Source organism: Paracoccus contaminans, assembly GCF_002105555.1.
Taxonomy (GTDB): Bacteria; Pseudomonadota; Alphaproteobacteria; order Rhodobacterales; family Rhodobacteraceae; genus Paracoccus; species Paracoccus contaminans.
In genome coordinates this window covers 2,067,275-2,092,602 of sequence record NZ_CP020612.1, presented here as the reverse complement: position 1 = coordinate 2,092,602, position 25,328 = coordinate 2,067,275, and the positions used below count along the sequence as shown (strand labels likewise).

Genomic DNA, 25,328 nt, shown 5'->3' with positions numbered 1-25,328 from the left:
ATCAGCCCGCGTGACGGCTGTGCCCGGCGTGGTCGTGGTCGTGATCGTGCTCGTCATGGCCATGATCCTCGCCGTCATGGCTGCCGCGGGGGTCGGCGCAGCCCTCGGCCATGGTTTCCGTCTCGATGGTGGAATGGGTGATGCCGTGCCGGGCCAGCACCGCGCGCACCGCGAGGCGGACGGCGCGGGGGCTTGCGCCATCTGCCAGGACGACATGCATTTCGGCAGAAATGCGGCGCTCGTCGATCTGCCACAGATGCAGGTGGTGAATGCCGGCGACGCCGCTGGCGCCGGCCAGGGCGGCGCGCAGGCCCGGTATGTCAAAGCCGGGCGGCGCGCCCAGCATCATCGTGCGCCAGACAGGGCCGATGTCGCGGATCACGTGCCAGACGATCACCGCCGAGATCAGCAGCGTCAGCGCAGGGTCGATCCAGCGCCAGCCCAGCCACAGGATCAGCAGCCCGCCGATGACCACAGCCACCGACACCAGCGCATCGGTCGCGGCATGCAGGAAGGCCGCGCGGACATTGGCGCTGCCTTGCGCCATGCGCCAGGTCAGCAGCGTGGTGACGCCGTTGACGACGATCGCCAGCGCCGCCAGCGCCACAACGGTGCGCCCCGCGACCGGGGGCGGGTCGATCAGGCGCAGCACCGCCTCGACCGCCAGCCACAGGGAAATGCCGATCAGCGCCAGGTAGTTCAGGAAGGCGGCGATGATCTCGGCCCGGCCCCAGCCGAAGGTCATGCGTTCGTCCGCAGGCCGCCGCGCCATGCGCCGCGCGACATAGGCCAGCACCAGCGCCAGCGCATCCGACAGGTTATGCACCCCGTCCGCGACCAGCGCGACCGAGCCTGCCGCCAGCCCGCCGACGATCTGCGCAGCCGTCAGCGCCAGGTTGACCAGGACCGCCCACAGCAGCGAACGATCGCCCAGCCCTGCCCCTTGGTCATGCCCATGCGCATGGCCGCGGCCATGCGCATGGGCGGCGGGGCCATGATCATGGGGCATCAGGGCCTCCTCAATGGGCCTCGGCCCAGGTGGCGCCGGCACCCGCATCCACGACCAGCGGCACGGAGAGGTGAACGGCGGGCGCGGCGGCATGTTCCATCACGGCGCGGGCGGCCGCAATCAGCCCATCCACCGCGTCCTCCTCCACCTCGAACACCAGCTCGTCATGGACCTGCAGCAGCATCCGGGTCGGCAGATGGGCGATGGCCGCGTCCATGCGGATCATCGCCCGGCGGATGATGTCGGCCGCCGTCCCCTGGATCGGCGCGTTGATCGCCGCGCGCCGCGCGCCCCCCGCGGCCGGGCCGGAGGAGGCTATGCCGGGCGTATGGATGCGCCGGCCGAACAGGGTGCGCACAAAGCCCTGCGCCCTCGCCTCTTGCACGGTGCGGTCCATATAGGCGCGGATTTCCGGGAAGCGTTCGAAGTAGGTGTCGATGAAGGCCTGCGCCTCGGCGCGGGGGATGCGCAGGTTGCGGGCAAGGCCGAAGCCAGAGATGCCGTAGATCACGCCGAAATTGATCGCCTTGGCCTGGCGGCGGATCATCGGGTCCATCCCCTCGACAGGAACGCCGAACATCTGGCTGGCGGTCATGGCGTGGATGTCGATGCCCTCGGCAAAGGCCTGTTTCAGCGCCGGGATATCGGCGACATGGGCGAGGATGCGCAGCTCGATCTGGCTGTAGTCGAGCGAGACGAGCCGCTTGCCCGGCGGGGCGACGAAGGCCTCGCGGATGCGGCGGCCTTCCTCGGTCCGCACGGGGATGTTCTGCAGGTTCGGATCGGTCGAGGCCAGCCGCCCGGTCGAGGCGCCAGCGATGGAATAGCTGGTGTGGACCCGCCCCGTGTCGGGGTTCACATAGGTCGGCAGCGCGTCGGTATAAGTCGATTTCAGCTTGGAAATCGCCCGCCAGTCCAAGATGCGGGCGGGCAGCTCATGCCCTTCGGCGGCCATGTCCTCGAGCACGTCGGCGCTGGTGGACAGCGCACCCGACTTGCCCGCCTTGGTCCCCGCAAGGCCCATCTGGCCGAACAGGATCTCGCCCAGCTGCTTGGGCGAGCCGAGATTGAACTTGCCCCCTGCCAGCCGATAGGCCTCATCCTCAAGCCCCGCCATCTTCTGCGCGAAGGCGCCCGACATGCGGCGCAGGTGGTCGGCGTCGATCTGCACGCCCGCCATCTCCATGCCGGCCAGCACCTCGATCATCGGGCGTTCCAGCGTTTCATAGACGGTCGTGACCTGCGCGGCGGGCAGTTGCGGGCGGAAATGCTGCCACAGGCGCCAGGTGATCTCGGCATCCTCGGCGGCATAGCGGGTGGCGGCGTCGATGGGCACCTGCGCAAAGGTGATCTGGTTCTTTCCCGAGCCGATCAGCTCCTTGATCGGCTGGCAGCGGTGGCCGATGTATCGGTCGGCCAGTTCGTCCATGCCGTGATTGTGCAGCGCGGCGTTCAGCGCATAGCTCATCAGCATGGTGTCATCGACCGGGGCCATGCGGATGCCGTGCCGGGCCAGTATCTTCCAGTCATACTTGGCATTGTGCAGGATCTTGAGGATCGCCGGATCCTCGAGCATCGGCTTGAGCATCGCCAGCGCCCGGTCCATCGGGATCTGGCCAGGGGCAAGGCTGCCGCCGCCGAACAGGTCCGATGCGCCCTCGGCATGGCCAAGGGGGATATAGGCGGCCAGGCCCGCATCCGGGCACAGGGAAAGGCCCACCAGTTCGGCGCGCATCTCGTCAAGGCTGGTGGTTTCGGTGTCGACGGCGACCGCCCCTTTTTCCGTGATCGCGGCGATCCACTGCGCCAGCGTCGCCTCGTCGCGGATGGTGACGTAATCGGCGCAATTGACCGGCGGAAACACGGGCGCGGCGGGGGCCGCCGTTTCGGGCGGCGGCGGGGCGGGCTGGGGGGGCGCGGCCTTGAAGCGTTCGGCGACGCGGTTCGTCAGGCTGCGGAACTCCATCCGGTTGAGGAATTCCATCAGCACCGAGGGGTCGGGGTCGCGCACCTCTAGCGTGGCCATCGCAAAGTCGATCGGCGTCTTGCAATCAAGCTGCACCAGCCGCTTGGACACCCGGATCTGGTCGGCGTAATTGATCAGCGTCTCGCGCCGCTTGGGCTGCTTGATCTCTTGCGCGCGGTCCAGCAGGGTTTCCAGATCGCCATATTCGCCGATCAGCTGGGCGGCGGTCTTGATGCCGATGCCGGGCGCGCCGGGCACGTTGTCGATGGAATCGCCCGCCAGCGCCTGCACGTCCACCACCCGTTCGGGCCAGACGCCGAACTTGGCGAAGACCTCGTCGCGGCCGATGCGCTGGTTCTTGATCGGGTCCAGCATCTCGACCCCGTCGCCGACCAGCTGCATCAGATCCTTGTCGGAGCTGATGATCGTCACGCGCCCGCCCAGTTCGCGCGCCTGGCAGGCGAGCGTGGCGATGATGTCGTCGGCCTCGAAATCCCTGATCTCGATGCAGGCGACGTTGAAGGCGCGCGTCGCCTCGCGCGTCAGGGGGAATTGCGGCTTCAGCTCTTCGGGCGGCTCGGGGCGATTGGCCTTGTAATCGCTGTAGATCTCGTTGCGGAACGTCTTGGATGAATGGTCAAAGATCACTGCCGCATGGGTCGGGGCATCATGGCCGCGCGCTTCTTCGATATAGCGCCACAGCATGTTGGAAAACCCCGCGACCGCGCCGATCGGCACGCCGTCCGACTTGCGCGTCAGCGGCGGCAGCGCGTGGAAGGCGCGGAAGATGAAGGCCGATCCGTCGATCAGATGCAGGTGACTGCCCTTGCCGAAGCCTTCGTCGTTCATGGTGGGGATTCCTTGCCGGTTCGCGGGGCGTTCTGCCACGCAGCGCAGCCGGGCGCAAATCCGCGGCCGTTCAGGCCAGCGCCTCGGCCAGCCAGGCCTGCACCATGGCATGGGCATCCTCGGGCGTGGGGCCGCGCCGATCGAGGACCGCGCGCAGGTAAACCCCGTCGATCAGCGCGCCCAGCGTTGCGGCCAGGGCCGGGGCGCGGTCCTGGGCCAGCGGCCGCAAGGCGTGCACGAGATTGGAACGCAGGCGCCGGTGATAGATCGACAGCAGCCGCGCGGCATCCGCATCGGTCAGCGCCAGCGCATAGAAATTGACCCAGGCCGCCATCGTGGCCGCATCGAAATGCGCCCCGTCCAGGCTGGCCGTGACAATGGCGCGGGCGCGGGCATCGGGCGGCGCCTCGGCCAGCGCGGCCCTGACCCCTGCCCCATAGCCCGACAGGATATGCCGCATGGCCGCCGTCAGCATCTGCGACTTTGACCCGAAATAGTGATGGGCCAGCGCCGGCGACATCCCGGCGGCGCGCGCAATCTTGGCGACGGTGACATCCTGCGTGCCGGCGCGGCCCACCGCCGCAATGGCTGCATCAACAAGCGCCGCCTTTCGGCTGGCCTCGGCCCCGGTTTTGGGCATAACTGGCCCCTCGGCAGAATCACTCTGCGCCACGCCAAATAGCCTGCCTTGATTGATCCGTCAATCAACATCACCGGGCAGGCCCATCTGGAAAGGACGACGGCCATGATCCTTCGCAGCATCCTTATCGCGCTGGCGGCCCTGGGCGCGCCCGCCGCCGCCATCGCGGCCGAGCCTGCGGCCTGCCGGACGGTGCGCCTGTCCGATGTCGGCTGGACCGACATCACCGCCACCACGGCGCTGACCGCGACGGTGCTCAAGGCACTGGGCTATCAGCCGAACATCACGGTGCTGTCGCTGCCGGTGACGTTCTCGGCCCTGTCCACGGATGATCTGGACGTGTTCCTGGGCCTGTGGATGCCGACCATGACCGCCGACATCAAGCCCTATGCCGACAGCGGGGCCGTTGCGGTGCTGGGGGCTAACCTGACGGGGGCGAAATACACCCTGGCCACCAACAAGGCCGGCGCCGATCTGGGCATCCGGGATTTCGCCGGCATCGCCGCGCACAAGAAGGAACTGGACGGCAAGATCTATGGGATCGAACCGGGCAATGACGGCAACCGCCTGCTGCTGGACATGGTGGCCCGTGACAAGTTCGGGCTGGGCACCTTCGAGATCGTCGAATCCTCGGAACAGGGCATGCTGGCGCAGGTCGCGCGCGCCGACGCGGCCGGCAAGCCCGTGGTCTTCCTGGGGTGGGAGCCGCACCCGATGAACAGCCGCTTTCAGATGACCTACCTGCCCGGCGGGGATGAGGTGTTCGGCCCCAATCTGGGCGGGGCCGAGGTCCATACCGTCACGCGCGCGGGCTATTCGGCCGAATGCCCCAACATGGGCAGGCTGCTGTCCAATCTCGTCTTCACCCTGCCGATGGAAAACGAGGTGATGGGCGCGATCCTGAACGACGGGCAGGACCCGGCCAAGGCGGCGCAGGCATGGCTGAAGGCCCATCCCGAGGCTGCGGCCCCGTGGCTGGCGGGCGTGACCACCTTTGACGGCCAGGATGCCGGGGCCGCGCTGGCGGGCGCGCTGGGCGACTGAGGATGGACCGGCTGACCGCCCTGCTGACCGATCACAAGCTGCCTGTCGGGCAGACGGCGCGGCTTGGCTTTGACTGGCTCAAGGCGCATGCAGGCCCGCTGTTCGACGCGGCCGCGGCCATGCTGGACAGGCTGATCGCGGCCATCCAGACGGCGCTTGAGCTTCCCCATCCGCTGCTGTTCACCGCGCTGGCGGTCGGGCTGGCCTGGGTTCTGCGGCGCAGCTGGCGCACCTGCCTGTGGGTTGCGGTCGGGTTCCTGTTCATCCTCAACCAGGGCTATTGGGACGAGACGATGCAGTCGCTGACCCTTGTGCTCTCGGCCTGCATCATGTGCATGGCGCTGGGGGTGCCGGCAGGCATCGCGCTGGCCCACCGGCCGCGGCTTTACCGCTATGTCCAGCCGCTGCTGGACCTGATGCAGACGCTGCCCACCTTCGTCTATCTGATCCCGGCGATCGTCTTTTTCGGGATCGGAACGGTGCCGGGCCTGATCGCCACGGTGATCTTCGTGCTGCCCGCGCCGATCCGGCTGACATGGCTGGGCATATCCTCGACCCCCGCGCCCCTGACCGAAGCGGCCCGCGCCTTTGGCGCGACCCCCCGGCAGCTTCTGTGGAAGGTGGAGCTGCCCAGCGCCCTGCCGCAGATCATGGCGGGGCTGAACCAGACGATCATGCTGTCGCTGTCGATGGTCGTGATCGCGGCGCTGGTCGGGGCTGCGGGGCTGGGCGTGCCGGTGGTGCGCGCGCTCAACAGCGTCAACACGGCGCTTGGGTTTGAATCGGGCTTTGTCATCGTGGTCGTCGCCATCATCCTGGACCGGATGTTCGCCATGCGCAGGAAACGTTCATGAGCGGCGATCCCCGGCGGCCCAGCGCCCCCCTGGCGCCCGAGGCGGGCGCCCGCACGGCGGTCGCCTTCGACAATGTCTCGATCGTCTTCGGCGACCGCCCTGCCCGCGCGCTCGCGCTGGCCGATCAGGGGCTGGACCGCGGCCCGATCCGCGAGGCGACGGGCCAGACGATGGGCGTTCACAACTGCTCGCTGACCGTGGCCGAGGGCGAGATCCTGGTGCTGATGGGCCTGTCGGGGTCGGGCAAATCGACCCTGCTGCGGGCGGTCAACGGGCTGAACCCGGTGGCGCGGGGCGAGGCGCGCGTGCGCATGGGCGAGGAGATGGTCAGCGTCACCCATGCCGATCCCCAGACGCTGCGCCAGCTGCGCCTGCGCCATGTGGCGATGGTGTTCCAGCAGTTCGGCCTGCTGCCCTGGCGGACGGTGCGGGAAAATGTCGGGCTTGGGCTGGAACTGGCCGGCCAGACGCGCAGCCAGCGCCGGGCCAAGGTGGATGCCGAACTGGAAACCGTCGGCCTGTCGGACTGGGCCGACCGGCGGGTGGGCGATCTGTCGGGGGGAATGCAGCAGCGCGTGGGCCTTGCCCGCGCCTTTGCCACTGACGCCCCGATCCTGCTGATGGACGAGCCGTTCAGCGCCCTCGACCCCCTGATCCGCAGCCGGTTGCAGGACGATCTGCTGGAGCTGCAGGCGCGGGCGCGCCGCACGATCCTGTTCGTCAGCCACGATCTGGACGAGGCGTTCAAGCTGGGCAACCGCATCGCCCTGATGGAAGGCGGGCGCATCGTCCAGACCGGCGCCGCGCGCGAGATCATCCGCGCCCCCGCCAGCGCCTATGTCGCCGATTTCGTCGCCCACATGGACCCGCTGGTGGTGCTGACCGCCGCCGATCTGGCCGAGCCGGGCAGCGCGCCGGGCGAGCCGCTGCCTGCGGGGATGCCGGTGCGCGCGGTGATGGCCGCGCTGACCCGTGCCGAGGCGCTGCCCGTCGAAGGGGGCGGGCGCGTCACCCGCGCGGGCGTTCTGGCGCGCCTGTCGGGTGCGGGGGGCTGAAGGCGATCAGCCCCGCAGGATCAGGCTGCCTGCGATCGACCACATGACCAGGGCCACCAGCCCGTCCAGCACCCGCCAGGCCAGCGGCCTTGCAAAGACCGGCGCCAGCAGCCGCGCGCCGTATCCCAGCGCAAAGAAGAACAGGAACGAGCCGGTCATCGCGCCAAGGGCAAAGGACAGCGGGTGGGGATAGCCGGCACTGACCGCGCCCAGCAGAACCACGGTATCAAGCCATACATGCGGGTTGAGCCAGGTCAGCGCCGTGATGGTCGCCAGCGTCGCCCCCAGCGATGGCGCAGCCGCGCCCGCCGCCTGCAGGCTTTCCCCGCCGCGCAGCGCCGCGCGGGCCGAACGCAGGCCATACCACAGCAGGAACGCCGCCCCGCCCCAGCGCATCGCCGCCAGAAACCAGGGCGCGCCCTGCGCCAACGCCCCTGCCCCGGCCACGCCCGCCGCGATCAGCGCCGCATCCGACAAGGCGCAGACAAGGCAGACCCAAAAGACATGCCGGCGCAGCAGGCCCTGTTTCAGAACAAAGGCGTTCTGCGCCCCGATCGCCACGATCAGCGACAGGCCGGTGCCGAGGCCCCCGGCATAGGAGGCGCCATCAAGGCCCTGAGCGATCATTCATTTCCCCCCCGCGCCTTTGGGGCGATCTCTCACGCAAGGGGCGGGCTGTCCATCCCGCAGGCGGCCATGCAAAAGGGCGCCCCTGTGGGGCGCCCTGCCGCCGGCCTTTGGCCCTGCGTCAGCCCAGCTGGGCCGCCACATCCTCGGACAGGTCGAAATTGGCGGTGACGGTCTGCACGTCGTCATCCTCCTCCAGCGTGTCGATCAGCTTCATCAGCTTTTGCGCGTGATCAAGGTCGGCGACCTCGGTCGGGGCCTGCGGCTTCCAGATCAGCTTGGCGGTTTCCGATTCGCCCAGGCTCGCCTCGAGCGCGGTGGAGACTTCGGCCAGGTCGGTATCGGCGGTATAGATCCAGTGGCCCTCGTCGTCCGATTCGACATCCGTCGCCCCGGCCTCAAGGGCGGCCATCATCACCGTGTCTGCATCGCCCGCGGCCGCAGGATACATGATTTCCCCCACCCGGTCGAACATGAACCCGACCGATCCGGTCTGCCCCAGATCACCCCCGTGCTTGGTGAAATAGGACCGCACATTCGACGCCGTGCGGTTGCGGTTGTCGGTCATCGCCTCGACGATGATGGCGATGCCGTTCGGGCCATAGCCTTCGTAGCGGATTTCCTCATAGGTATCCGCATCCCCGCCCTGCGATTTCTTGATCGCGCGGTCGATCACGTCCTTAGGCATGGAATTGGCGCGCGCTTCCTTGACGGCAAGGCGCAGGCGCGGGTTCTTGTCGGGATCGGGGTCGCCCATCTTGGCGGCGACGGTGATTTCCTTGGCCAGCTTGGAAAAGAGCTTCGAGCGCAGCTTGTCCTGCTTGCCCTTGCGGTGCTGGATGTTGGCCCATTTGGAATGGCCTGCCATGGGTTCATGTCCTTGATGGTCAGGGCGAAAGGATGGAGCGCGTTCTAGCTGTCCGCCGGCCCGCCTTCAAGCCGGGGCGCACAGGCAGGCCGGGGCGGGGCGAGGCGATCCAGAACGAACAGGCGGATCGCCGTCGCCAGCCCCACCCCCGGCGGGCGCCCCGCGTCGATGCGCGCGATCAGCGCCGCCCGCGTCAGCCCCAGCGCCTCGGCCTGGGCCCCCAGCCCCTGCCAGAAGGCATCTTCAAGCGTCACGCTGGTCAGATGCCCCCGGATCGATACCGAACGCTTGGCCGGCGCGCTCATCGGCGGCAGGCGCAGCGGCTCGGCCGCCGGGGGGGCGAGGACGGCGGATCAGTCTTCATCGGCCTTGCGATGCTGCTCCAGCGTTCGCTCGGCACGGGCGCGTTCGGCGTCCTCGGCCTCTTTCTGCGCGCGGCTGCGGCCGAAGCGGGCGGCGTTCGCATCGCCCTGGCGGCGACGCTCGGCGCGGGCCTTGTCCTTGCGGAAACGGTTGAGGTTGGTGATCTCGGCCATGCCGCAGCCTAGCGCAGGCCATAGCCGGCGCATAGGGGCTGGCAGGCTCCCGATCATGGCGGGGGCGGAGCCGATGCCGGCCCCGCCCCCGCCCTCAGCCAGCGCCTGTCAGGGCGCTATTTGCGCACCGCTTCGGCCTCGATCTCGACCAGAAAGGCGGGGTTGGCCAGCCCGGCCACCTCGAAGACGGACCGGGTCGGCAGGTTGGTCTGCTTTCCCGGGCCGAAGAACTGCGTGTAGCCCTTCATGAAGCCGGCAAAGTCCATCGCCTGCGCCCCTTCGGGCGCCACCAGATAGACCTGCAGCTTGACCACGTCGCCAAGGCCAAGGCCCATGTCCTTCAGTTTGGCTTCGATCCCCTTCATCACGTTCACGGTCTGCGCCTCGGTATCAGCGCCATAGGCGGCCGCGGTCTTGGGGTCGGCGTTCTGGTCCATGACCGAGGGCACGGTGCCGCTGACCAGAACCCGCGTCATCCCGGCCGGGATCTCGATGGCCTGGGCGATCGGAAAGTCCGAATTCGGGATCGGGTGGCGAACCACATCTTGCGCCATCGCCGTTCCGGCAGAGGCCGCCAGCAGCGCGGCGCAGAGCATGAAGCGTTTCAAGACATTCTCCTTTTCAGCATTCTTGCGGATCATTCCTGCGGTGCGGGCGGCGCGGATTCGCGCGCGGCCTGCACGCTTTCCCGGGTGGCCGGGAACACCTGGTCCTTGGGGAAATCCTTCTGCAGATAGGATACCACCGCGACGATCTGGTCATCGTCCAGGATATCGCCAAAGGGCGGCATGGCCTTTTGCCCGTGAACGATGACAGTGACGGGATAATCGCCGTTCATGACGTTCTCGTTCCCCGCCAGCGCCGGATACCTGCCGGCGCCGACGGCGCCTTCGCGGGCAGGCATGTGGCAGCCGGCGCACAGCGCCTTGTAGACGCCCTCGCCATCGGTCTGGCTGATCTTGTCGGGGTTGAGGAACAGCCGCTGCTCGAAAGCGTCGGGCTTGAACGTGACAAAGGCTTCGGGCTGCGGCTCGCGGGTCTTGTTCGTGGTCACGGCCGACAGCTCGGAATTGGTTTCCGCCAGCGACAGCGATGGCAGCAGGGCAAGGACAAGCGCGATATGACGTTTCATCGGTGTCATTCCTTTGTTCAGCCGTTGATGACGCGGTCATGCAGGCGGCTGATCGCATCCAGCGCCGAGGTGATTGCCCCTTCCTGCCAGGCAGGGACATAGGACACATGTTCGCCCGCCATCATGATGCGACCGTCGATCTTGGTCGCGGTGTCATAGTTCTTGTCCTTCTCGCGCCACAGCCCATAGCATCCCAGCACCCAAGGAACGCGGTGCCAGACGACCGAAACCCCGGTCTTGAACTCGTCGCGATACTGCGGATGGATGCGCGCGCCGTATTCCAGCGCCCATTTCACCCGGTCCTCGGGCGACATGGCGGTGAATTCCTGCGCCGTGGCACCCCAGGAATAGCCCCCCAGCAGCACGGCCGGGCCGGGCTTGTGATAACCCGTCGAGGGGTAGGAGATCAGCGTGATCGGCAGGTCGGTATAGCTGATCCCGCCATAGATCGCCTCGTCCTCCTCCCAGAAGCGGCGCTTGAACTCCAGCCCGAACTTGACGGCCCCGGCATAGGGCATCGAATCGACAACGCTCTGCATCTCGGGCGACAGGTCCGTCTCGATCTGGCTGAGAACCGAGAAGGGGATGGTGCAGATGCACCAGTCGGCCTGCCGCGTCTGCGGCTGCCCCTCGCCGGTCGAGGGGATATAGGTCACGGTGACGCCGGAATCGTCCTGCTTGATCTGCGTGACCTTGGCGTTGAAGGTGATCAGGTCGCCCACCTCGCGCTGGAAGGCCGCCGCGATGCGGTCCATGCCGCCCTTGGGCTGGAACATGGTCGTCTGGAACTCGGTCAGATTGCCGGTGTTCAGGTTGTTCCACAGCTTCGACTGCAGGATCTGGCCGAAATCCAGCAGATCGGACGGCTCGGGCCGCGCGGTGACGCCGCCCGCGGGCCATTTGGCATAGCCGCGGTATTCCGAGGTGTGCAGCGACTTTTCGTAATTGAACTCGTCATCCAGCGCGCCATAGGACTTGAGCGAGGCCATCAGCGCCTCCTTGTCGGCCGCCGACAGCTGCTGGTCCAGCGCGCCGGACTGCGCCGCCTTGGCCAGCAGTTCCGAGATGTTGCCGCGATAGTCGGTGTCCACCTCGCGGAACCGCTGCGGCTTGCCGCCGAAGGCATCCGAGGCGTGCAGCAGGGCGTTGTGGTTGACCTGGTTGAACGGCTCCAGCTCGACCCCCAGGGTCTTGCAGTAATCCAGCACGGCCCGGTGGTTGTAGGGGATGCGCCACGGGCCGGGGTTGATGTAGTTGCCTTCGGCGAAATCGACCTTCTGCGTCGCGCCGCCCAGTTCGGTGAAGCTGTCGCCGGCATGCAGGGTCCAGCAGCGCCCGCCGGCCTTTTCCCGGTATTCGAGGATCTCGACCTGGTATCCGGCCTTGCGCAGCTCGAGCGCCGCGGTCATGCCGGCCAGGCCGGCGCCCAGGATCAGCACCCTGGCCCCCTTGGGGTCCCCCTCAAGCCTGATGGGACCCTCATAGTAACTTTCCGCAGCGTGACCCAGCGAGGTCATCGCGGCATACATGGCACTCGCGCCTGCCGTCGCGCCGATCATCGACAGGATCGCGCGTCTGGTTGGATAAGCGGGATTCATCGGTGGTCCTTTTTTGCAATCAGCCGCGTCACGGGAACGAACCGGCCCGCAGGCCGTTGCGCCCGTTCAATTGCGCCCCTGCGCCCTGGGCGGGCAACCGGAACGTCGGAAACCAAGTTGCCGTGCCGTTGAACGTGTCAGCGGCCTGAGCTGTTCCAGACGTTTTCAGGGCAGCCTGGCGATTTCTGCGCCAGTGCCGGAAACAGGGCTGTCCGGGATCGCCGCAGCCCGCAGCCCGTGGCGGTCGCGCGCAACCGCTCGCAAAAGCCGCAGGGCCGCTGTATCGGGGACCGGAACGGCCGGCGGAGGGATGCCATGATCGACATCGAGCATCTGCGCACATGGATCGGGCGGACCGAGCAGCAGTCCGAGACCGTCACCGATGCGATCGTTCAGCGGTTCGCGGCCACCTTCGATGCGCCGGCCGCCGCGCGGGACGGCGAGGCCGCCCCGACCATGATCCACCTGTGCCTTGCCCCGCCGGCGGCGCCCACTGCCGCGCTGGGGCCGGACGGGCATCCCGAACGGGGCGGCTTTCTGCCGCCCGTCCCGCTGGCGCGGCGGATGTGGGCGGGCGGCAGCTTCGTCTTTCACGGCGAGATCCGCGTCGGAGAGCGCGTCACCCGCCATTCGACCATCCGCGACGTGCGGCTGAGGCAGGGGCGCACCGGGATGCTGTGCTTTGTCACCGTCGATCACCGGATCGACAGCGCCGGCCGCCTGGCGGTCGAGGAACGGCAGGACATCGTCTATCGCGACGCGGGCGCGCCCCCTGCCCCCACCGCCGGCCCCGCCCCGCAGGGCACGCATCGGATGGCGATGCACCCTTCGGCGGCGCTGCTGTTCCGTTATTCGGCGCTGACCTTCAACGGGCACCGCATCCACTATGATGCGCCCTATGCCCGCCAGGTCGAAGGCTATCCCGGCCTGATCGTCCACGGGCCGCTGCAAGCCTCGCTGCTGGTGCGCATGGCCGAGGGGCTGCGCGGGGCGCGGCCTGCGCGCTTCAGCTTCCGCTCGCTCTCGCCCCTGTTCGATGACCGTGATTTCATGCTGAACGCGGCCGATGCGCCTGATGGATCGATGCGCCTGTGGACAGCCTATCCTGACGGACCCATAGCGATGGAGGCATCGGCCGTCTGGTGACGGCCGCCCGGCGGGGGGGATCGCAGGCGGCGCGGTCGGGCGCGCCCCCGGGCTGCGCGGGGCACAGGTGGGGGACAGGCGCTGCGGGCGCGCGAATCGCGCTTTGCGCCGGGCGCCGGCCAGACGGCAAGGCGGCCAGACGGCAAGGCAGCAAGGCAGCAAGGCAGCAAAGCGGATGCGCGGCGGGAACGCATGTGGCTGCAAGCGGCGCTGCGCCAGGGCGCGGATGGATGCCGGGCAGCTCAGCCCTGCGGGGCTGACGAAGGCCCCGCCGGGTCCAGATCGTCAAAGAGCAGGCGCGCCTCGGCCGGAGAGCCGCGGCGTTCGCCGGGCGACAGCATCCGCAGGCTGCGCACGCCCCCCGGAACGGCGGCCGTCACCACGTCGCCCACGCGCAGCGCATGCGCCGGCTTGCGGCAGGGAACGCCGTTCACGCGCACGCCGCCGCTGGCGATCCGATCCGCCGCCAGCGTCCGCGTCTTGAACAGGCGCGCATGGCAGAGCCAGCGGTCCAGCCGGATCGTCTGCGCGTCGGGCCGGACAGGGCCGTCCCCGCCCCGGCCCTCGCCCTTTGCCGGGCCACGCGCCATCGGATCAGGCGCCCCCGGTCATGACCTGTTCTTGAGCGCCGCGAGCACGGCAAAGGGGCTGTCGGGGTCGATCGGCTTTTCGGCGCGCGGGGGGCGCGCCTCATAGCTGCGCCCGCCCTCGGGCTTGCCGCCGCGCGGCGGCTTGCCGGTCCGCTCGGGCCGGTCGCCACCGCGTTCCCCGCCGCGTTCATGGCGATCGCCGCCCTTGCCGTGGCGGGGGGGCTTGCCCTCGCCCCTTGGGCCATTGCCGGATGCATCCCGATCCGGCCGCCCGCCCATGCGCCGGTCCCGGTTCCGATCGCCCTGGCCGGAGCCTTCGCCCTGCGCGGGCTGATGGCCGGGCGCATGGTCACCCTGCGCGCGCTGGCGCTGGTCGGGGCTGCGCTCGTCTGCCCGCGCGGTCGCGGCGGGGGCACCCTGGCGGGGGCGGCGGGGGCCGCGCGCCTCGCCCTCGGGGCGCGCACGGGGCCCACGGGAACGCGGCGCCCAGGTAAAGCGGTAATAGCTTTCCATTTCGGGGCCAGGCATGTCGGCGGGCTGCTCGATGCCATCGCCGCCGCCCGCGCTCGCCCCTGCGCCGTCGCGGCCGGCATCACCGCCAGCGGCATCGCCAATCCCTTCGACAGGGCTGGCGGCCACGCCGTCACCCGCATCAGGGCCGGCGACATCCGCGTCTGCGGCAGGCGTGCCATCCGCGCCCGGCGCCGCCGCGGCGGCGGCAGCCATGTCCTCCAGCCGCGCCTTTTCGGCCTGCTCGGCATCCCAGCGGGCGCGGATCTGCGCGGCCAGGATGCTTTCCTCCTCGGTCATGGGGGCGGCGGGCTCGCCCGGCTGCTGGTCGGGCGCAGGGGCGGGCAGCGGCGCAGCGGCAGCGCGGCTCTTGGGCCGCTCGGCCTTTTCGCCGCGATAGCCCAGCCCTTCCATCAGGCCGGCGAACTGGTCGAGCGTCATGCCGGTGATCGACAGCATGTCGGCCGTCGCCTCAAAGCCGCCGCGGCTGTCCTGCGCGCGCAGCATGTCGGCCAGACGTTCCAGCATGTCGATGCGGATCGCCCGCTCGCCTGCCGGGTGATAGCCGGCCAGCGTGTAATGGGTGCGCGGCACCTGCGGCAGGTTGGGGATGGTCACCAGGCCGGGCGGGGGGCTTTCGGGAAACTCGTCCAGACCCTGCCACAGCGCCGACAGCAGCAGCCGCAGCCGCGTGGGCGCAGGCTTGAGCACGGCCGGCAGGAAGATGGTATACTGGCCGAAGCGGACGCCGTGCTTGCGCAACGCGCCGCGCGCCTCCTGATCCAGTTCCTTGATCTCGGCGGCGACGCCCTCGCGCGGCAGAACGCCCATCGCCTCGACCAGGCGGAAGGCCACGCCGCGGGCAAGGCCCGTCAGCGCCTCGTCGGCCTGCATGGCCAGCAGCGGCTCGAACCCGGCGGCGATCTTGCGGTCGATGAAGTGCTGCAGGCGGCGGCGGACCTTTTCGGCCACATCGCCGCCGGCCTCCTCATCCACGAAGACCTCGATCCCGGGCCGGAGCGGGTCCGCGCCCTTGACGAGCTTGCCCACCGCCGAGGCGCCCCACATCAGCCCGCCCTGCTCGGTGAAGTCCAGCTCGGTATCGGGCGCGTTGTAGAAGCGGTCCGCCCGCAGGTGGAACTCGGGGCGCAGCGCCTCATAGGCGGCACGGGCCAGCATCCGCGCCTCATCCCCCTGGGCACTTGGATCCGCGCGGAAACGGAACCCGTCCAGACGGCCGGCGAATTCGCCCTCGACCGTCACCTCGCCCTTGTCGTTCACCTCGGCCACCAGGCTCTCCTTCTGCTTGAGCCGGCGCAGCAGCACCGAGGTGCGCCGGTCAACGAATCGCTGCGTCAGTGCCGCGTGCAGCGCGTCCGACAGCCGGTCTTCTACCGCGCGAGTCTCGCCCCGCCAATGGGCTTCGTCCCTGACCCAGCCGGTGCGTTGCGCCACATAGGTCCAGGTGCGGATATAGGCGAGCCGCTTGGACAGCGCGTCGATGTCGCCGGCCGTCCGGTCGATGCGCGCCACGGCGCGGGCCAGCCAGTCATCGGGGATGCCGCCCGATTGCAGAAAGCCATAGATCCGCGTCAGCAGCGTGGTGTGCTCGGCCGGCGCGATGCCGCGGAAATCGGGGATGCGGCAGACATCCCACAGCAGCCGCACATCGCGCGGATGCGTCACCCTGTCGCGGATCTCGGGCAGCGCCCACAGCACCTTGAGCGCGGCAAGGTCGTCCGCCTCGCGCCCGCGGCCCAGCCATTCGCTGCCCGAGGGCTGTTCGAGCGACCCGATCAGCCGGTCCACGGTCCCGAATTCCAGCGCCGCATTGCGCCACACCAGCCGGCTGATCGGCTGAAAGCGGTGATTCTCGATGGCCTCGATCAGCCCCTCGTCCAAAGGCTGCGCCTCGCCGGTCACGCCGAAGGTGCCCGGTTCGGTATGCCGTCCCGCGCGGCCGGCGATCTGGCCCAGCTCGTGCGGGAACAGCGGGCGCATGCGGCGGCCGTCGAACTTGTGCGTGGATTCAAAGGCGACGTGGCGGATGTCGAGGTTCAGCCCCATGCCGATGGCATCGGTCGCCACCAGATAATCGACCTCGCCGGCCTGATACATCGCCACCTGGGCATTGCGCGTGCGCGGGGACAGCGCCCCCATCACGACCGCGCAGCCGCCCTTCTGCCGGCGCAGCAGCTCGGCGGTGGCATAGACATCATCGACGCTGAAGCCGACGATGGCCGACCGCGCCGGCATCCGGGACAGCTTTTTCGAGCCTGCCCAGGACAGGGTCGAGAAGCGCTCTCGCCGCATGAACTGCGCCTCGGGGACCAGAGCGGCGATGGCCGGGCGCATGGTGCCGGACCCCAGGAACAGCGTCTCGTGCAGCCCGCGCATGTTCAGCAGGCGGTCGGTGAAGACATGCCCGCGTTCGGGATCGGCGCAAAGCTGGATCTCGTCGATGGCGACGAAATCGGCCAGCACCTCGGGCATCGCCTCGGTCGTGGCGACCCAGTAGGCGGCGCGTTCGGGGACGATGCGTTCCTCGCCGGTGATCAGGGCGACGACGGACGGCCCCCGCGCCTTGACGATGCGATCATAGACCTCTCGCGCCAGCAGGCGCAGCGGCAGGCCGATGACGCCGGTGCGGTGGGCCAGCATCCGTTCGATGGCATAGTGGGTCTTGCCGGTGTTGGTCGGCCCCAGCACGGCCGTGATGCGTCCCGCCACCTCAGGCGTCCTGCCCCTGGTCCTGCGCCGCCAGCCTTGCCATGCCGTCCCTCGCCTCCTGCTGATGGGGGTTGATCGCCAGGCTGGCGCGATAGGCCGCCAGGGCGGCCGCATCGCGGCCCATCTCCTCGAGCATCGTGGCCAGCAGCGTCAGCGACGGCCAGTGCCGCGGTTCGAGCCGCAGCGCCTGCGCCAGATCGGCGGCTGCCGGGCCGGACTGGCCGGCGTAATAGAAGGCCGCGCCCCGCGCCGCCCAGCCGCCGGCGAAATCGGGCGCGTTCTCGACCAGCGCGGTCAGGTGCCCGATGGCCGCCTGCGCATCGCCCGCGTCCAGTGCCGCCTCGCCTCGCATCAGCAGATAGTCCATCGCGGCCGAGCCGCTTTGCGACCATGCGCGCGTGATGTCAGCCTCGGCCCCCATCCATGCCTCGCCCTCGGGCTGGGCCAGTTCGGCGAACAGTTCGTCCATCTCCGCCGGCGACTGCGCCGCAGCCGTCTGCGCGATCGGGACAATCATCAGCATTGCGGCGGCGAATGCCGCTGCGGCAGGCTGGAAACGGGGGGCGGCCGGGCGCATATCTTGTCATGTAGTCAATCCCGCGCCGCGGCGCCAGATTAGGGAACAAGATGATGAGTGCAGTGATCGAAGGCGCCGTGAAGGCACTGAGCGGCAGGATTTCATCCTTCGACGGCTCAGCCAAATTCGTGGTCGAGGGCGAGGGCGCCATCATGATCGACGAATCGGGCGTGCGCGCCGGCGACGAAGCGGCCGAGGTCACCCTGACCGCCAGCCGCGACACCTTCGAGGGCATCCTGAATGGCGGGACCAACCCGACGATGGCCTACATGACCGGCAAGCTCAAGGTCGATGGCTCGCTGCCGACCGCGATGAAGCTGGGCGCGGCGCTGAGCTGACCCAGCGCCAGGGGGGCGTTCCGGTGAAGGATGACGCTCCGGGGGCGCCCGGCCCGGCGCCCCCTTGTCCGGCCCGCGCCGACGCGCCCGCCCCTGCGGAGGCGGGCGATGGCGCAGCCTTTTATCAGCTGCCCGGCGATCCCCGACCGCCGGCGCGCGCCTTTTTCGTGACGGCGCAGGACGGGGTGCGCCTGCGGCTGGCCCTGTGGGCCGGCAGTGCGGCATCGTCAACAGTGCTGCTGTTTCCGGGGCGAACGGAATATGTCGAGAAATACGCCCCCATCGCCGCCCGCCTGAGCGCCGAGGGCCATGCGGTGCTGGCGGTCGACTGGCGCGGCCAGGGCATGTCGGATCGGCTGCTTTCCGATCCCCGCACAGGCCATATCGCCGATTTCGCGGGCTATCAGGCCGATGTGGGGGCGATGAGGGACGCGGCGGCGGCGCTGGACCTGCCGCGGCCCTGGCACCTGCTGGCCCATTCGATGGGCGGCTGTATCGGCCTTGCGGCGCTGAACCTCGGCCTGCCGGTCCGAAGCGCGGTCTTTTCCGCCCCGATGTGGGGCATCCATCACCCTCCCCTGCCCCGTCACGTGGTGGTGGGGCTGGCCGGCGCCGCCCGCCGCGCCGGGCAGGGCCCGCGCCCGGCCGTCGGCACCGGGGGCGGCGGCACCTTCGTGCTGAATGCCCCGTTCCGCGGCAATGCCCTGACCGGCGATGCCGCCCAATGGGCGCGGCTGGTGGCCGAGGCGGGAGCCTGGCCGCACCTGACGCTGGGCGGGGCCAGCTATGCCTGGATCGGGGCGGCGATGGCGGAATGCCGGCGCCTTGCGGCGCTGCCCTCGCCCGCCGTGCCGGCGCTGATCGGCCTAGGCGCGCTGGAGCGGGTCGTCTCGCCTGCCGCGATCCGCAGCCGGGCCGCCCGCTGGCCAGGGGCGCGCCTTGTGGAGCTGCCCGGCGCGCGGCACGAGCTGATGTTCGAAAGCCCGCCCGTCCCCGACAATTTTCTGGATGCGGCATTGGCGCTGATGCGGCAGGCGGGCCGGATATCCGCCCGCTGAGCCCTGCCCCGCCGACGCGGCCGGCGGTTGCCGCCATCGGCAGGGCATCCCGCTGCGGCGGCGCCGCCCCTGCCGCGCCCTTGCCAGCCAAAGGGCAGGCCCTGCCTGCGAGCGGTCAGATGCCGCCAATAGGTCCGGTTGCGCCAGCCTGCGGGACAGGCGGCCCGCCCCCCATTGGATGAGCGATCACAGCTGAACCAGCGCCCTTGCCGCGCCAACTGGTCGCGCCCCTTCCCGCATCAGGGCGGCGCCAGGGAGCGGCAAAGGCAACGGCATGCGGGCTGGTCCGGGTTGCCGATCCGTCATCAGCCCATGCCAGCCACCGGGAATGATGCAGAGGCGCTTTCGCCCCCTTGCGGCGGCGGGGCATGGCACCAGAGGGGGCACCCCGCACCCGCGAAGCAGCACCGCCATTGTGCCGGGCGGGCGGGCAGCGACGCTGCGCCCGCCCTGCCCCGGCGGGTGCCGGTGCCCGCTGGCGAAAGCGCCTAGCGCGCCGGCCCTTGACCGCGCAGGGCGCGGATCGTCTCGACCAGCGCCACGGTCGATCCGTCCTGCCCGTCCAGATCAGCGCCTTCCAGCAGCGGTCCCAGCTGCAGCGCCAGTTCCTTGCCCAGCTCGACCCCCCACTGGTCAAAGCTGTTGATGCCCATGATGACGCCCTCGACGAACACCCGGTGTTCATACAGCGCGACGATCTGGCCCAGCGTGAAGGGCGTCAGGCGCCCTGCGACCAGCGTGGTCGAGGGGCGGTTGCCCGGAAAGACCCGGTGGCGGGCCTGCCGTTCCAGATCATCGCCCGCCAGCCCCCTGCCCGCCATCAGCGCCCGCGCCTCGTCCAGCGAACGGCCCAGCATCAGCGCCTTGCTCTGCGCCAGACAGTTGGCGATCAGCAGGCGCTGGTGGTGATCCAGCTCCGGCTCCTCGCCGCGGGCGATGGCGATGAATTCGCACGGGACGACCTGCGCGCCCTGATGGATCAGCTGGTAGAAGGCGTGCTGGCCGTTGGTCCCCGGCTCGCCCCAGACCACGGGACCGGCGGGGCGTTCGACCGGGGCGCCGTCCATCGTCACGCATTTGCCGTTCGATTCCATTTCGAGCTGCTGCAGATAGGCAGGCAGGCGGATCAGCCGGTTGGCATAGGGCAGCACGGCCCGCGTCGGATAGCCGCAGACCTGATGGTGCCATATCCCCACCAGCGCCAGCATCACCGGCAGGCTGGCATCCGGCGGGGCGGTGCGGAAATGATCGTCCATCGCCCGGCCGCCGGCCAGAAACTCGTCAAAGCGGGCCGGGCCGATGCCCAGCATCAGCGACAGCCCGATCGGCCCCCAGACTGAATAGCGTCCCCCCACCCAGTCGGCAAAGCCGAACACGCGGTCAGCGTCGATGCCGAACTGCGCCGTCCGGCCCATGGCGGTGGACACGGCCGCGAACTGGTCGGCCGGGTGGCGCACGCGCGCGCCCATCCAGCGGCGCACGGTTTCGGCATTGGTCATCGTCTCGATGGTGGTGAAGGTCTTGGAAGCCACCACCACCAGCGTCGTTTCGGGGTCCAGCCCCTTCAGCGTATCGGCGGCGTCGGCCCCGTCCACGTTGGAAATGAAATGCAGCCGCGGCCCGTCCATCCAGGGCGCCAGCGCATGCGCGGCCATCACCGGACCCAGGTCCGATCCGCCGATGCCGATGTTCACGACATCCGTGTAAGGCCCGCCCTGCCCCCGGATGCGCCCCGATCGCACCTGCTCGGCAAAGCGGCGCATCCGGTCCAGGGTTTCCAGGACATCGGGCATCACGTCGCGCCCGTCAACGAGGACCGGCCCGGCGGCGGCGCGCAGGGCGGTGTGCAGGACGGCGCGATCCTCGGTCCGGTTGATGCGCTGGCCCTCGAACATCGCGTCGCGCCGGGCCGGCACCTCTGCGGCCAGATCAAGCAGCAGACGGCGGGCCTCGGCGTCGATGGCCGTCTTGGAATAATCCAGCGTCAGCCCGTCTGCCGTGACGGAAAAATCGCGCGCCCTGTCCGCATCCTCATCGAACAGGTCGGCGATGCGGCGCCCGGCGGTGCGGGCGCGGTGGGCGTCAAGGGCGTTCCATCGGTCGGTCATGGCGAACACCTTTCGCGGGTTGCATGCCGTCAGTCGGCATAATGGACGATCAGCCCCTTCCAGAAGGCGCGGATCGGCGCCTCCTCGGGCGTGAGCGTTGCGGCGCGGTCGAGCGCGGCGCGCTTGTCCGGGCCGGTGATCATCAGGAACGCCTCGGGCGCGGTCAGCAACGCCGCGGCGCTGAGCGTGACGCGCGGCTCGCCGTCGGGGGCGGTGATCGGCACCACGGCCGGGGCGGCGGAATCCATCGCCGCCGCAAGCCCGGCCGCGCCGGGGAACAGGCTGGCGGTATGCATGTCCTCGCCCATCCCCAGCAGCAGCACCGACAGCGGCAGCAGCGCGCCCACACGGGCCGCCGCGGCGGCCGCCCCCTCCACGGGGTCGAGCATGTCGTGATGCAGCCCGACCAGCTCGGCCGCGGATGCGCCCTCGTCGATCAGGTTGCGCCGGATCAGCCGGGCATTGGAGCGGGGATGGTCCGCCGGAACCCAGCGTTCGTCCCCCGGCACCACGCTGACCCGCGCCCAATCCAGCCGGGCCGCCGCCAGCGCCTTGAAGGCCGGCACCGGGGTCGAGCCGCCCGGCAGGCACAGCACGGCCCGGTCACGGGTGTTCAGCGCCATGCCCAGCGCATCGGCGATGTCCTGCGCCAGCGCCAGGGTCAGCGCCTCGCGGTCGGGATGTTCGATCAGCTTCATCGTGTCATGCCTTGATCTCGCGCCAGCGCCGCCCGTCCCGGTGCATCAGCCCCAACGCCTGATCGGGCCCGCTGGTGCCCGGATCATAGGATTCGGGCGCGGCGCTGGCATTTTCCCAGGCGGCGATGATCGGATCGGCCCAGGCCCAGGCCGCCTCGACCTCGTCCCCGCGCATGAACAGCGTCTGGTTGCCGCGGATCACGTCGGTGATCAGCCGCTCATAGGCGTCGGGCATGTCGCGCCCTTCCTTGCCCAGCGCCTCGGCAAAGCTCATGTCCAGGGGCACCTGCACCAGGCGCATGCCCCCCGGTCCGGGTTCCTTGATGTTGACCCTGAGGTTCATGCCCTCATTGGGTTGCAGGCGGATGACCAGCTGGTTGGCCTGCTGTTCGGCATGATCGTCAAAGATCAGGTGCGGCGGCTCGCGGAAGACGACCGCGATCTCGGACGTGCGGTCGCGCAGCCGCTTGCCGGTGCGCAGGTAGAAGGGCACCCCCTGCCAGCGCCAGTTGGCGATCCTGAGCTTGAGCGCGACAAAGCTTTCCGTGCGGCTGTCGGGGTTTTCCACATCATCGCGATAGCCCGGATCGCCGTCCTCGGCGGCATACTGGCCGCGCACGATGTCGCCGGGGGGAACGGGTTCCAGCGCCCGGATGACCTTGAGCTTTTCATCGCGCACTGCATCGGGGTCGAAATGCCACGGCGGTTCCATCGCGATCAGGCAGACCAGCTGCATCAGGTGGTTCTGCACCATGTCGCGCATCGCGCCCGACTGGTCGTAATAGGCCCCCCGCCCGGCCACGCCCACCGTCTCGGCAACCGTGATCTGGACATGGTCGATATAGTGGACGTTCCACAACGGCTCGAACAGCATGTTGGCGAACCGCACTGCCATCAGGTTCTGGACCGTTTCCTTGCCCAGATAATGGTCGATGCGATAGATCTGGCGTTCCTCGAAATGGCGGGCCAGCGTCGCGTTCAGCGCCCTGGCCGAGGCGAGATCGCGCCCGAATGGCTTTTCGACGACGATGCGCGCATCGGGGCCGGCGATGGCGTGCCGTGCCAGCCGTTCGGCGATGTCCCCGAACAGCGCGGGCGCGACCGAGAAATAGAAGGCCTGCACCACGTCCGGGCGCATCAGCGCGCCAAGCTCGGACCAGCCGCGCTCGCCCGTCACGTCGATGGCGACATAGGCCAGGCAGTCGAGGAACGAGGCGATCTGCGCCTCATCGGCGTCCCTGGGGCCGAATTCGGCGATGGCGTCGCGGGCTTCGCGGCGATAGCCCTCGGTATCCATGTCGCTGCGCGCCGCGCCGATGATGCGCGAGGCGGCGGGGAACTGTCCGGCCGCATGGCGGCGGAACAGTCCCGGCAGGATCTTGCGGCGCGCCAGATCGCCGGTCGCGCCAAAGATGACCAGGTCGAAATCCCCGACCTCGATGAGCCGCGATACCATGGTGTGCCCCTTGTGCGTTCGTCCTGTGGCTAGTGCGTGCCAAGCCCATCGGCAAGCCCCGCGCCGCCCCCATCGGGGCGCGCGCCCAGCGCCTTGGACAGGCGCGGCAGGCGCGCCCGCGCCAGCAGCGCCCTGAGCGGCACCGGGCCGCCCAGCCTTTCGGCGCGCTCATGCGCTGCCCCCACCGCCGCGGCCACGGGCGCCGGATCGCTGCGGTAAAGCGAGAGCAGGAACGCATCGGGATGGACGGCGGCAAGGCCCAGATCGGCCAGGACGCGGCGGGGGAAATCGGCAAGATTGGCGGTGACGATCAGGGCCGCGTCCCCCGCCAGCGCCGCCTCGGCCACGTGGCGGTCGGCCGGATCGGGCCAGTCATGGCCCGCGGCGCGGCTGCCCTCGCCCGAAGCCTCGGCCTGCGGCCAGGCAGCGGAAAGCAGCGCGATTTCCGCCCCCGCCACATCGGCCTGCGCGGGGCCGAGCCGGGCGGCGGCGCGGCGCCATTCGGCCAGGATGCGCGCCGACCAGACAGGCTGGAACAGCCCCGCGCCCGCCGTGCCGATCACGATCTCGCGCAGCACCGTGGGATAGAGCACGCAGGCGTCGAGGACCGCCTTCATCCGTCCAGCCGGAAGAACAGCGCCTTGAGATAGCCGCTTTCCGCCAGTTGCGGCAGCGTCGGATGGTCAGGCCCGGCAAAGCCGGTATGGATCAGCTGCATCCGCCGCCCGCCGCGCCCGATGCCGTGGGCGCTTGCGTTGCGGAACAGATCCAGCGTGGCGGCATGGGAACAGGAACACAGCCCCAGGAACCCGCCCGGCCCGACCAGCGGCGCGGCCAGCCGGGCCACCCGCTCATAGGCGCGCAGCCCCGCATCGAGCGCCTGCTTGGAGGGCGCGAAGGCGGGCGGATCGCAGATCACCATGTCAAAGCGCCGGCCCTCTGCGGCAAGCTGCTCCATCGCTGCAAAGGCGTCGCCCTGCCGCGTTTCCAGCCGGTCCGCCATGCCCATTGCGCGCGCCCCGCCCGCCGCCAGCGCCAGCGCCGGTGCCGATCCGTCTACGCAGCTCGCCCCCGCCGCCCCGGCTGCCAGCGCGGCCAGCGCAAAGCCGCCGACATGGGAAAACACGTCCAGAACCCGGCCCCCGCGCGCCAGCCGCTGGGCAAAGGCGTGGTTCGGGCGCTGGTCATAAAAGAGGCCCGTTTTCTGCCCGCCGGTCAGGTCGGCCAGATAGATCGCCCCGTTCATCGGCACCTCGACAGGGGCGGCGATCTCGCCCGCGATGACTTCGGTGCGCTCGTCCAGCCCCTCCAGCCCGCGGGCGCGGCCCGATCCGTTCATCACGATGCGCGTGACGCCCGTCACATCGGCCAGCGCCGCGGCCAGATCGGGCAGCAGGCGGTCGGCCCAGGCCGCATTGGGCTGGATGACGGCGGCATCGCCAAAGCGGTCGATGACCACGCCGGGCAGGCCGTCCGCCTCGGCATGGACCAGCCGGTAGAAGGGCGCATCGAACAGCGTCTGGCGCAGCGCCAGCGCCCGCGCCAGACGCGCCGCCAGCCAGCCGCGGCCGATGACGGCGGCGGGATCGGCGTCCAGCATCCGCGCGACGATGCGAGAGGCGGGGTTGACGGTAACGACGCCCAGCGCGGCCCGTTCGGCATCTTCAAGGACAGCCAGCGCCCCGGCCTGCATCGCCTTGGTGCGGCGATCGCTCACCAGCTCGTCGGCATAGATCCAGGGAAAGCCGTGGCGGATCGCCCGCGCATTCGCCTTGGGCCGCAGCCGCACGACCGGCAGGGCGCGGCCATCCGCGCCCTCTGCGGCCGCTGCCGCAGGGGCATGGCCGTCCGGGACATCATCCGGGGCAGGCTGATCGTGCATGGGATGCTCCGCTGGGTTGTCCGGTCGGGGCCAGCCTGTCGCACTTCGCGCGCGTCC

General features: G+C 69.7%; 24 protein-coding genes. 6 read left to right on the top strand and 18 right to left on the bottom strand.

The annotated features are described in order from the left end of the window. Position 1 precedes the first annotated feature (1 nt). The 3 genes from B0A89_RS09900 to betI all read right to left on the bottom strand — a co-directional run bounded on the left by B0A89_RS09900 (position 2) and on the right by betI (position 4,464). On the bottom strand, positions 2-1,009 hold the full coding sequence (locus B0A89_RS09900; RefSeq protein ID WP_085378008.1) for a cation diffusion facilitator family transporter: 1,008 nt from the start codon (positions 1,007-1,009) through the stop codon (positions 2-4). Positions 1,010-1,019: 10 nt separating this feature from the next. Further along, on the bottom strand, positions 1,020-3,824 hold the full coding sequence (polA, locus tag B0A89_RS09895) for a DNA polymerase I (RefSeq protein ID WP_085378007.1): 2,805 nt from the start codon (positions 3,822-3,824) through the stop codon (positions 1,020-1,022). A gap of 70 nt (positions 3,825-3,894) precedes the next feature. Next, positions 3,895-4,464 carry a transcriptional regulator BetI gene (gene betI, locus B0A89_RS09890; protein ID WP_085378006.1) on the bottom strand — a complete coding sequence of 190 codons (570 nt, stop codon included), beginning with the start codon at positions 4,462-4,464 and terminating at the stop codon, positions 3,895-3,897. Positions 4,465-4,569: 105 nt separating this feature from the next. On the opposite strand from betI, the gene choX reads away from it, so the two are divergent. Genes choX through choV form a run of 3 tightly spaced genes read left to right on the top strand, consistent with a single transcriptional unit; the run spans position 4,570 to position 7,417 of the window. Continuing rightward, a complete protein-coding gene (choX, locus tag B0A89_RS09885) occupies positions 4,570-5,508 on the top strand; it encodes a choline ABC transporter substrate-binding protein (RefSeq protein ID WP_085378005.1) in 939 nt (312 codons plus the stop codon). Positions 5,509-5,510: 2 nt separating this feature from the next. Then, on the top strand, positions 5,511-6,362 hold the full coding sequence (choW, locus tag B0A89_RS09880; RefSeq protein WP_085378004.1) for a choline ABC transporter permease subunit: 852 nt from the start codon (positions 5,511-5,513) through the stop codon (positions 6,360-6,362). Continuing rightward, positions 6,359-7,417, top strand: coding sequence for a choline ABC transporter ATP-binding protein (gene choV / locus B0A89_RS09875; protein WP_085378003.1), 1,059 nt, complete (start codon positions 6,359-6,361; stop codon positions 7,415-7,417). The genes choW and choV overlap by 4 nt, the downstream gene beginning before the upstream one ends. Before the next feature lie 6 nt (positions 7,418-7,423). On the opposite strand, the gene B0A89_RS09870 is transcribed toward choV, so the two are convergent. From B0A89_RS09870 to B0A89_RS09840, 7 genes are all read right to left on the bottom strand, one after another. Beyond that, complete coding sequence (locus B0A89_RS09870) at positions 7,424-8,044, bottom strand: LysE/ArgO family amino acid transporter (protein WP_085378002.1); 621 nt, start codon at positions 8,042-8,044, stop codon at positions 7,424-7,426. Positions 8,045-8,165: 121 nt separating this feature from the next. Continuing rightward, positions 8,166-8,912 (bottom strand): YebC/PmpR family DNA-binding transcriptional regulator, encoded by a 747-nt coding sequence (locus B0A89_RS09865; protein ID WP_085378001.1) that lies wholly within the window; start codon positions 8,910-8,912, stop codon positions 8,166-8,168. Between the two features lie 44 nt (positions 8,913-8,956). Beyond that, positions 8,957-9,217, bottom strand: a complete 261-nt coding sequence (locus B0A89_RS09860; protein WP_085378000.1) for a ribbon-helix-helix domain-containing protein — start codon at positions 9,215-9,217, stop codon at positions 8,957-8,959. A 48-nt stretch (positions 9,218-9,265) separates the two neighbouring features. Then, complete coding sequence (locus B0A89_RS09855) at positions 9,266-9,448, bottom strand: DUF4169 family protein (RefSeq protein ID WP_085377999.1); 183 nt, start codon at positions 9,446-9,448, stop codon at positions 9,266-9,268. A gap of 116 nt (positions 9,449-9,564) precedes the next feature. Next, positions 9,565-10,056, bottom strand: a complete 492-nt coding sequence (locus B0A89_RS09850) for a RidA family protein (RefSeq protein ID WP_240558506.1) — start codon at positions 10,054-10,056, stop codon at positions 9,565-9,567. A gap of 29 nt (positions 10,057-10,085) precedes the next feature. Then, positions 10,086-10,580: a c-type cytochrome gene (locus B0A89_RS09845; protein ID WP_169712156.1), complete on the bottom strand. Its 495-nt coding sequence runs from the start codon at positions 10,578-10,580 to the stop codon at positions 10,086-10,088. 17 nt (positions 10,581-10,597) lie between these two features. Continuing rightward, complete coding sequence (locus B0A89_RS09840; protein ID WP_085377997.1) at positions 10,598-12,178, bottom strand: flavin monoamine oxidase family protein; 1,581 nt, start codon at positions 12,176-12,178, stop codon at positions 10,598-10,600. Positions 12,179-12,493: 315 nt separating this feature from the next. Here B0A89_RS09840 and B0A89_RS09835 point away from each other — a divergent pair, with 315 nt between their 5' ends. Next, entirely contained in the window at positions 12,494-13,324 is an 831-nt protein-coding gene (locus B0A89_RS09835) for an HTD2 family dehydratase (protein WP_085378879.1), read from the top strand. 242 nt (positions 13,325-13,566) lie between these two features. Here the strand turns inward: B0A89_RS09835 and B0A89_RS09830 are convergent, their stop codons facing one another. Genes B0A89_RS09830 through B0A89_RS09820 form a run of 3 tightly spaced genes read right to left on the bottom strand, consistent with a single transcriptional unit; the run spans position 13,567 to position 17,677 of the window. Then, a complete protein-coding gene (locus B0A89_RS09830) occupies positions 13,567-13,914 on the bottom strand; it encodes an RNA-binding S4 domain-containing protein (protein ID WP_085377996.1) in 348 nt (115 codons plus the stop codon). Positions 13,915-13,932: 18 nt separating this feature from the next. Then, on the bottom strand, positions 13,933-17,154 hold the full coding sequence (locus B0A89_RS09825) for a helicase-related protein (protein ID WP_420814386.1): 3,222 nt from the start codon (positions 17,152-17,154) through the stop codon (positions 13,933-13,935). Position 17,155: 1 nt separating this feature from the next. Beyond that, on the bottom strand, positions 17,156-17,677 hold the full coding sequence (locus tag B0A89_RS09820) for a tetratricopeptide repeat protein (RefSeq protein WP_240558504.1): 522 nt from the start codon (positions 17,675-17,677) through the stop codon (positions 17,156-17,158). A gap of 107 nt (positions 17,678-17,784) precedes the next feature. On the opposite strand from B0A89_RS09820, the gene B0A89_RS09815 reads away from it, so the two are divergent. Both B0A89_RS09815 and B0A89_RS09810 read left to right on the top strand, forming a co-directional pair. Continuing rightward, positions 17,785-18,069 carry an SCP2 sterol-binding domain-containing protein gene (locus tag B0A89_RS09815; protein WP_085377994.1) on the top strand — a complete coding sequence of 95 codons (285 nt, stop codon included), beginning with the start codon at positions 17,785-17,787 and terminating at the stop codon, positions 18,067-18,069. Between the two features lie 23 nt (positions 18,070-18,092). Then, positions 18,093-19,127, top strand: coding sequence for an alpha/beta fold hydrolase (locus B0A89_RS09810; RefSeq protein WP_085377993.1), 1,035 nt, complete (start codon positions 18,093-18,095; stop codon positions 19,125-19,127). 488 nt (positions 19,128-19,615) lie between these two features. Here the strand turns inward: B0A89_RS09810 and pgi are convergent, their stop codons facing one another. Genes pgi through B0A89_RS09785 form a run of 5 tightly spaced genes read right to left on the bottom strand, consistent with a single transcriptional unit; the run spans position 19,616 to position 25,271 of the window. After that, positions 19,616-21,235, bottom strand: coding sequence for a glucose-6-phosphate isomerase (gene pgi, locus B0A89_RS09805; protein ID WP_085377992.1), 1,620 nt, complete (start codon positions 21,233-21,235; stop codon positions 19,616-19,618). 29 nt (positions 21,236-21,264) lie between these two features. Continuing rightward, positions 21,265-21,933 (bottom strand): 6-phosphogluconolactonase, encoded by a 669-nt coding sequence (gene pgl, locus B0A89_RS09800; RefSeq protein ID WP_085377991.1) that lies wholly within the window; start codon positions 21,931-21,933, stop codon positions 21,265-21,267. Positions 21,934-21,937: 4 nt separating this feature from the next. Continuing rightward, the gene (gene zwf, locus B0A89_RS09795; RefSeq protein WP_085377990.1) at positions 21,938-23,389 is read right to left on the bottom strand and encodes a glucose-6-phosphate dehydrogenase; all 1,452 of its coding nucleotides are present in this window, start codon (positions 23,387-23,389) and stop codon (positions 21,938-21,940) included. Positions 23,390-23,418: 29 nt separating this feature from the next. Beyond that, positions 23,419-24,006, bottom strand: coding sequence for an RSP_2648 family PIN domain-containing protein (locus tag B0A89_RS09790; protein WP_085377989.1), 588 nt, complete (start codon positions 24,004-24,006; stop codon positions 23,419-23,421). Further along, a complete protein-coding gene (locus B0A89_RS09785; protein WP_085377988.1) occupies positions 24,003-25,271 on the bottom strand; it encodes an RSP_2647 family RNA methyltransferase in 1,269 nt (422 codons plus the stop codon). Before B0A89_RS09785 ends, B0A89_RS09790 begins: the two co-directional genes overlap by 4 nt. Positions 25,272-25,328 lie beyond the last annotated feature (57 nt).

What these genes read in the sequence shown, in the direction of transcription:
- B0A89_RS09900 (WP_085378008.1), bottom strand. Translation starts at nt 1,009, where the DNA reads ATGCCCCATGATCATGGCCCCGCCGCCCATGCGCATGGCCGCGGCCAT.
- polA (WP_085378007.1), bottom strand. Translation starts at nt 3,824, where the DNA reads ATGAACGACGAAGGCTTCGGCAAGGGCAGTCACCTGCATCTGATCGAC.
- betI (WP_085378006.1), bottom strand. Translation starts at nt 4,464, where the DNA reads ATGCCCAAAACCGGGGCCGAGGCCAGCCGAAAGGCGGCGCTTGTTGAT.
- choX (WP_085378005.1), top strand. Translation starts at nt 4,570, where the DNA reads ATGATCCTTCGCAGCATCCTTATCGCGCTGGCGGCCCTGGGCGCGCCC.
- choW (WP_085378004.1), top strand. Translation starts at nt 5,511, where the DNA reads ATGGACCGGCTGACCGCCCTGCTGACCGATCACAAGCTGCCTGTCGGG.
- choV (WP_085378003.1), top strand. Translation starts at nt 6,359, where the DNA reads ATGAGCGGCGATCCCCGGCGGCCCAGCGCCCCCCTGGCGCCCGAGGCG.
- B0A89_RS09870 (WP_085378002.1), bottom strand. Translation starts at nt 8,044, where the DNA reads ATGATCGCTCAGGGCCTTGATGGCGCCTCCTATGCCGGGGGCCTCGGC.
- B0A89_RS09865 (WP_085378001.1), bottom strand. Translation starts at nt 8,912, where the DNA reads ATGGCAGGCCATTCCAAATGGGCCAACATCCAGCACCGCAAGGGCAAG.
- B0A89_RS09860 (WP_085378000.1), bottom strand. Translation starts at nt 9,217, where the DNA reads ATGAGCGCGCCGGCCAAGCGTTCGGTATCGATCCGGGGGCATCTGACC.
- B0A89_RS09855 (WP_085377999.1), bottom strand. Translation starts at nt 9,448, where the DNA reads ATGGCCGAGATCACCAACCTCAACCGTTTCCGCAAGGACAAGGCCCGC.
- B0A89_RS09845 (WP_169712156.1), bottom strand. Translation starts at nt 10,580, where the DNA reads ATGAAACGTCATATCGCGCTTGTCCTTGCCCTGCTGCCATCGCTGTCG.
- B0A89_RS09840 (WP_085377997.1), bottom strand. Translation starts at nt 12,178, where the DNA reads ATGAATCCCGCTTATCCAACCAGACGCGCGATCCTGTCGATGATCGGC.
- B0A89_RS09835 (WP_085378879.1), top strand. Translation starts at nt 12,494, where the DNA reads ATGATCGACATCGAGCATCTGCGCACATGGATCGGGCGGACCGAGCAG.
- B0A89_RS09830 (WP_085377996.1), bottom strand. Translation starts at nt 13,914, where the DNA reads ATGGCGCGTGGCCCGGCAAAGGGCGAGGGCCGGGGCGGGGACGGCCCT.
- B0A89_RS09820 (WP_240558504.1), bottom strand. Translation starts at nt 17,677, where the DNA reads ATGCTGATGATTGTCCCGATCGCGCAGACGGCTGCGGCGCAGTCGCCG.
- B0A89_RS09815 (WP_085377994.1), top strand. Translation starts at nt 17,785, where the DNA reads ATGAGTGCAGTGATCGAAGGCGCCGTGAAGGCACTGAGCGGCAGGATT.
- pgi (WP_085377992.1), bottom strand. Translation starts at nt 21,235, where the DNA reads ATGACCGACCGATGGAACGCCCTTGACGCCCACCGCGCCCGCACCGCC.
- pgl (WP_085377991.1), bottom strand. Translation starts at nt 21,933, where the DNA reads ATGAAGCTGATCGAACATCCCGACCGCGAGGCGCTGACCCTGGCGCTG.
- zwf (WP_085377990.1), bottom strand. Translation starts at nt 23,389, where the DNA reads ATGGTATCGCGGCTCATCGAGGTCGGGGATTTCGACCTGGTCATCTTT.
- B0A89_RS09790 (WP_085377989.1), bottom strand. Translation starts at nt 24,006, where the DNA reads ATGAAGGCGGTCCTCGACGCCTGCGTGCTCTATCCCACGGTGCTGCGC.
- B0A89_RS09785 (WP_085377988.1), bottom strand. Translation starts at nt 25,271, where the DNA reads ATGCACGATCAGCCTGCCCCGGATGATGTCCCGGACGGCCATGCCCCT.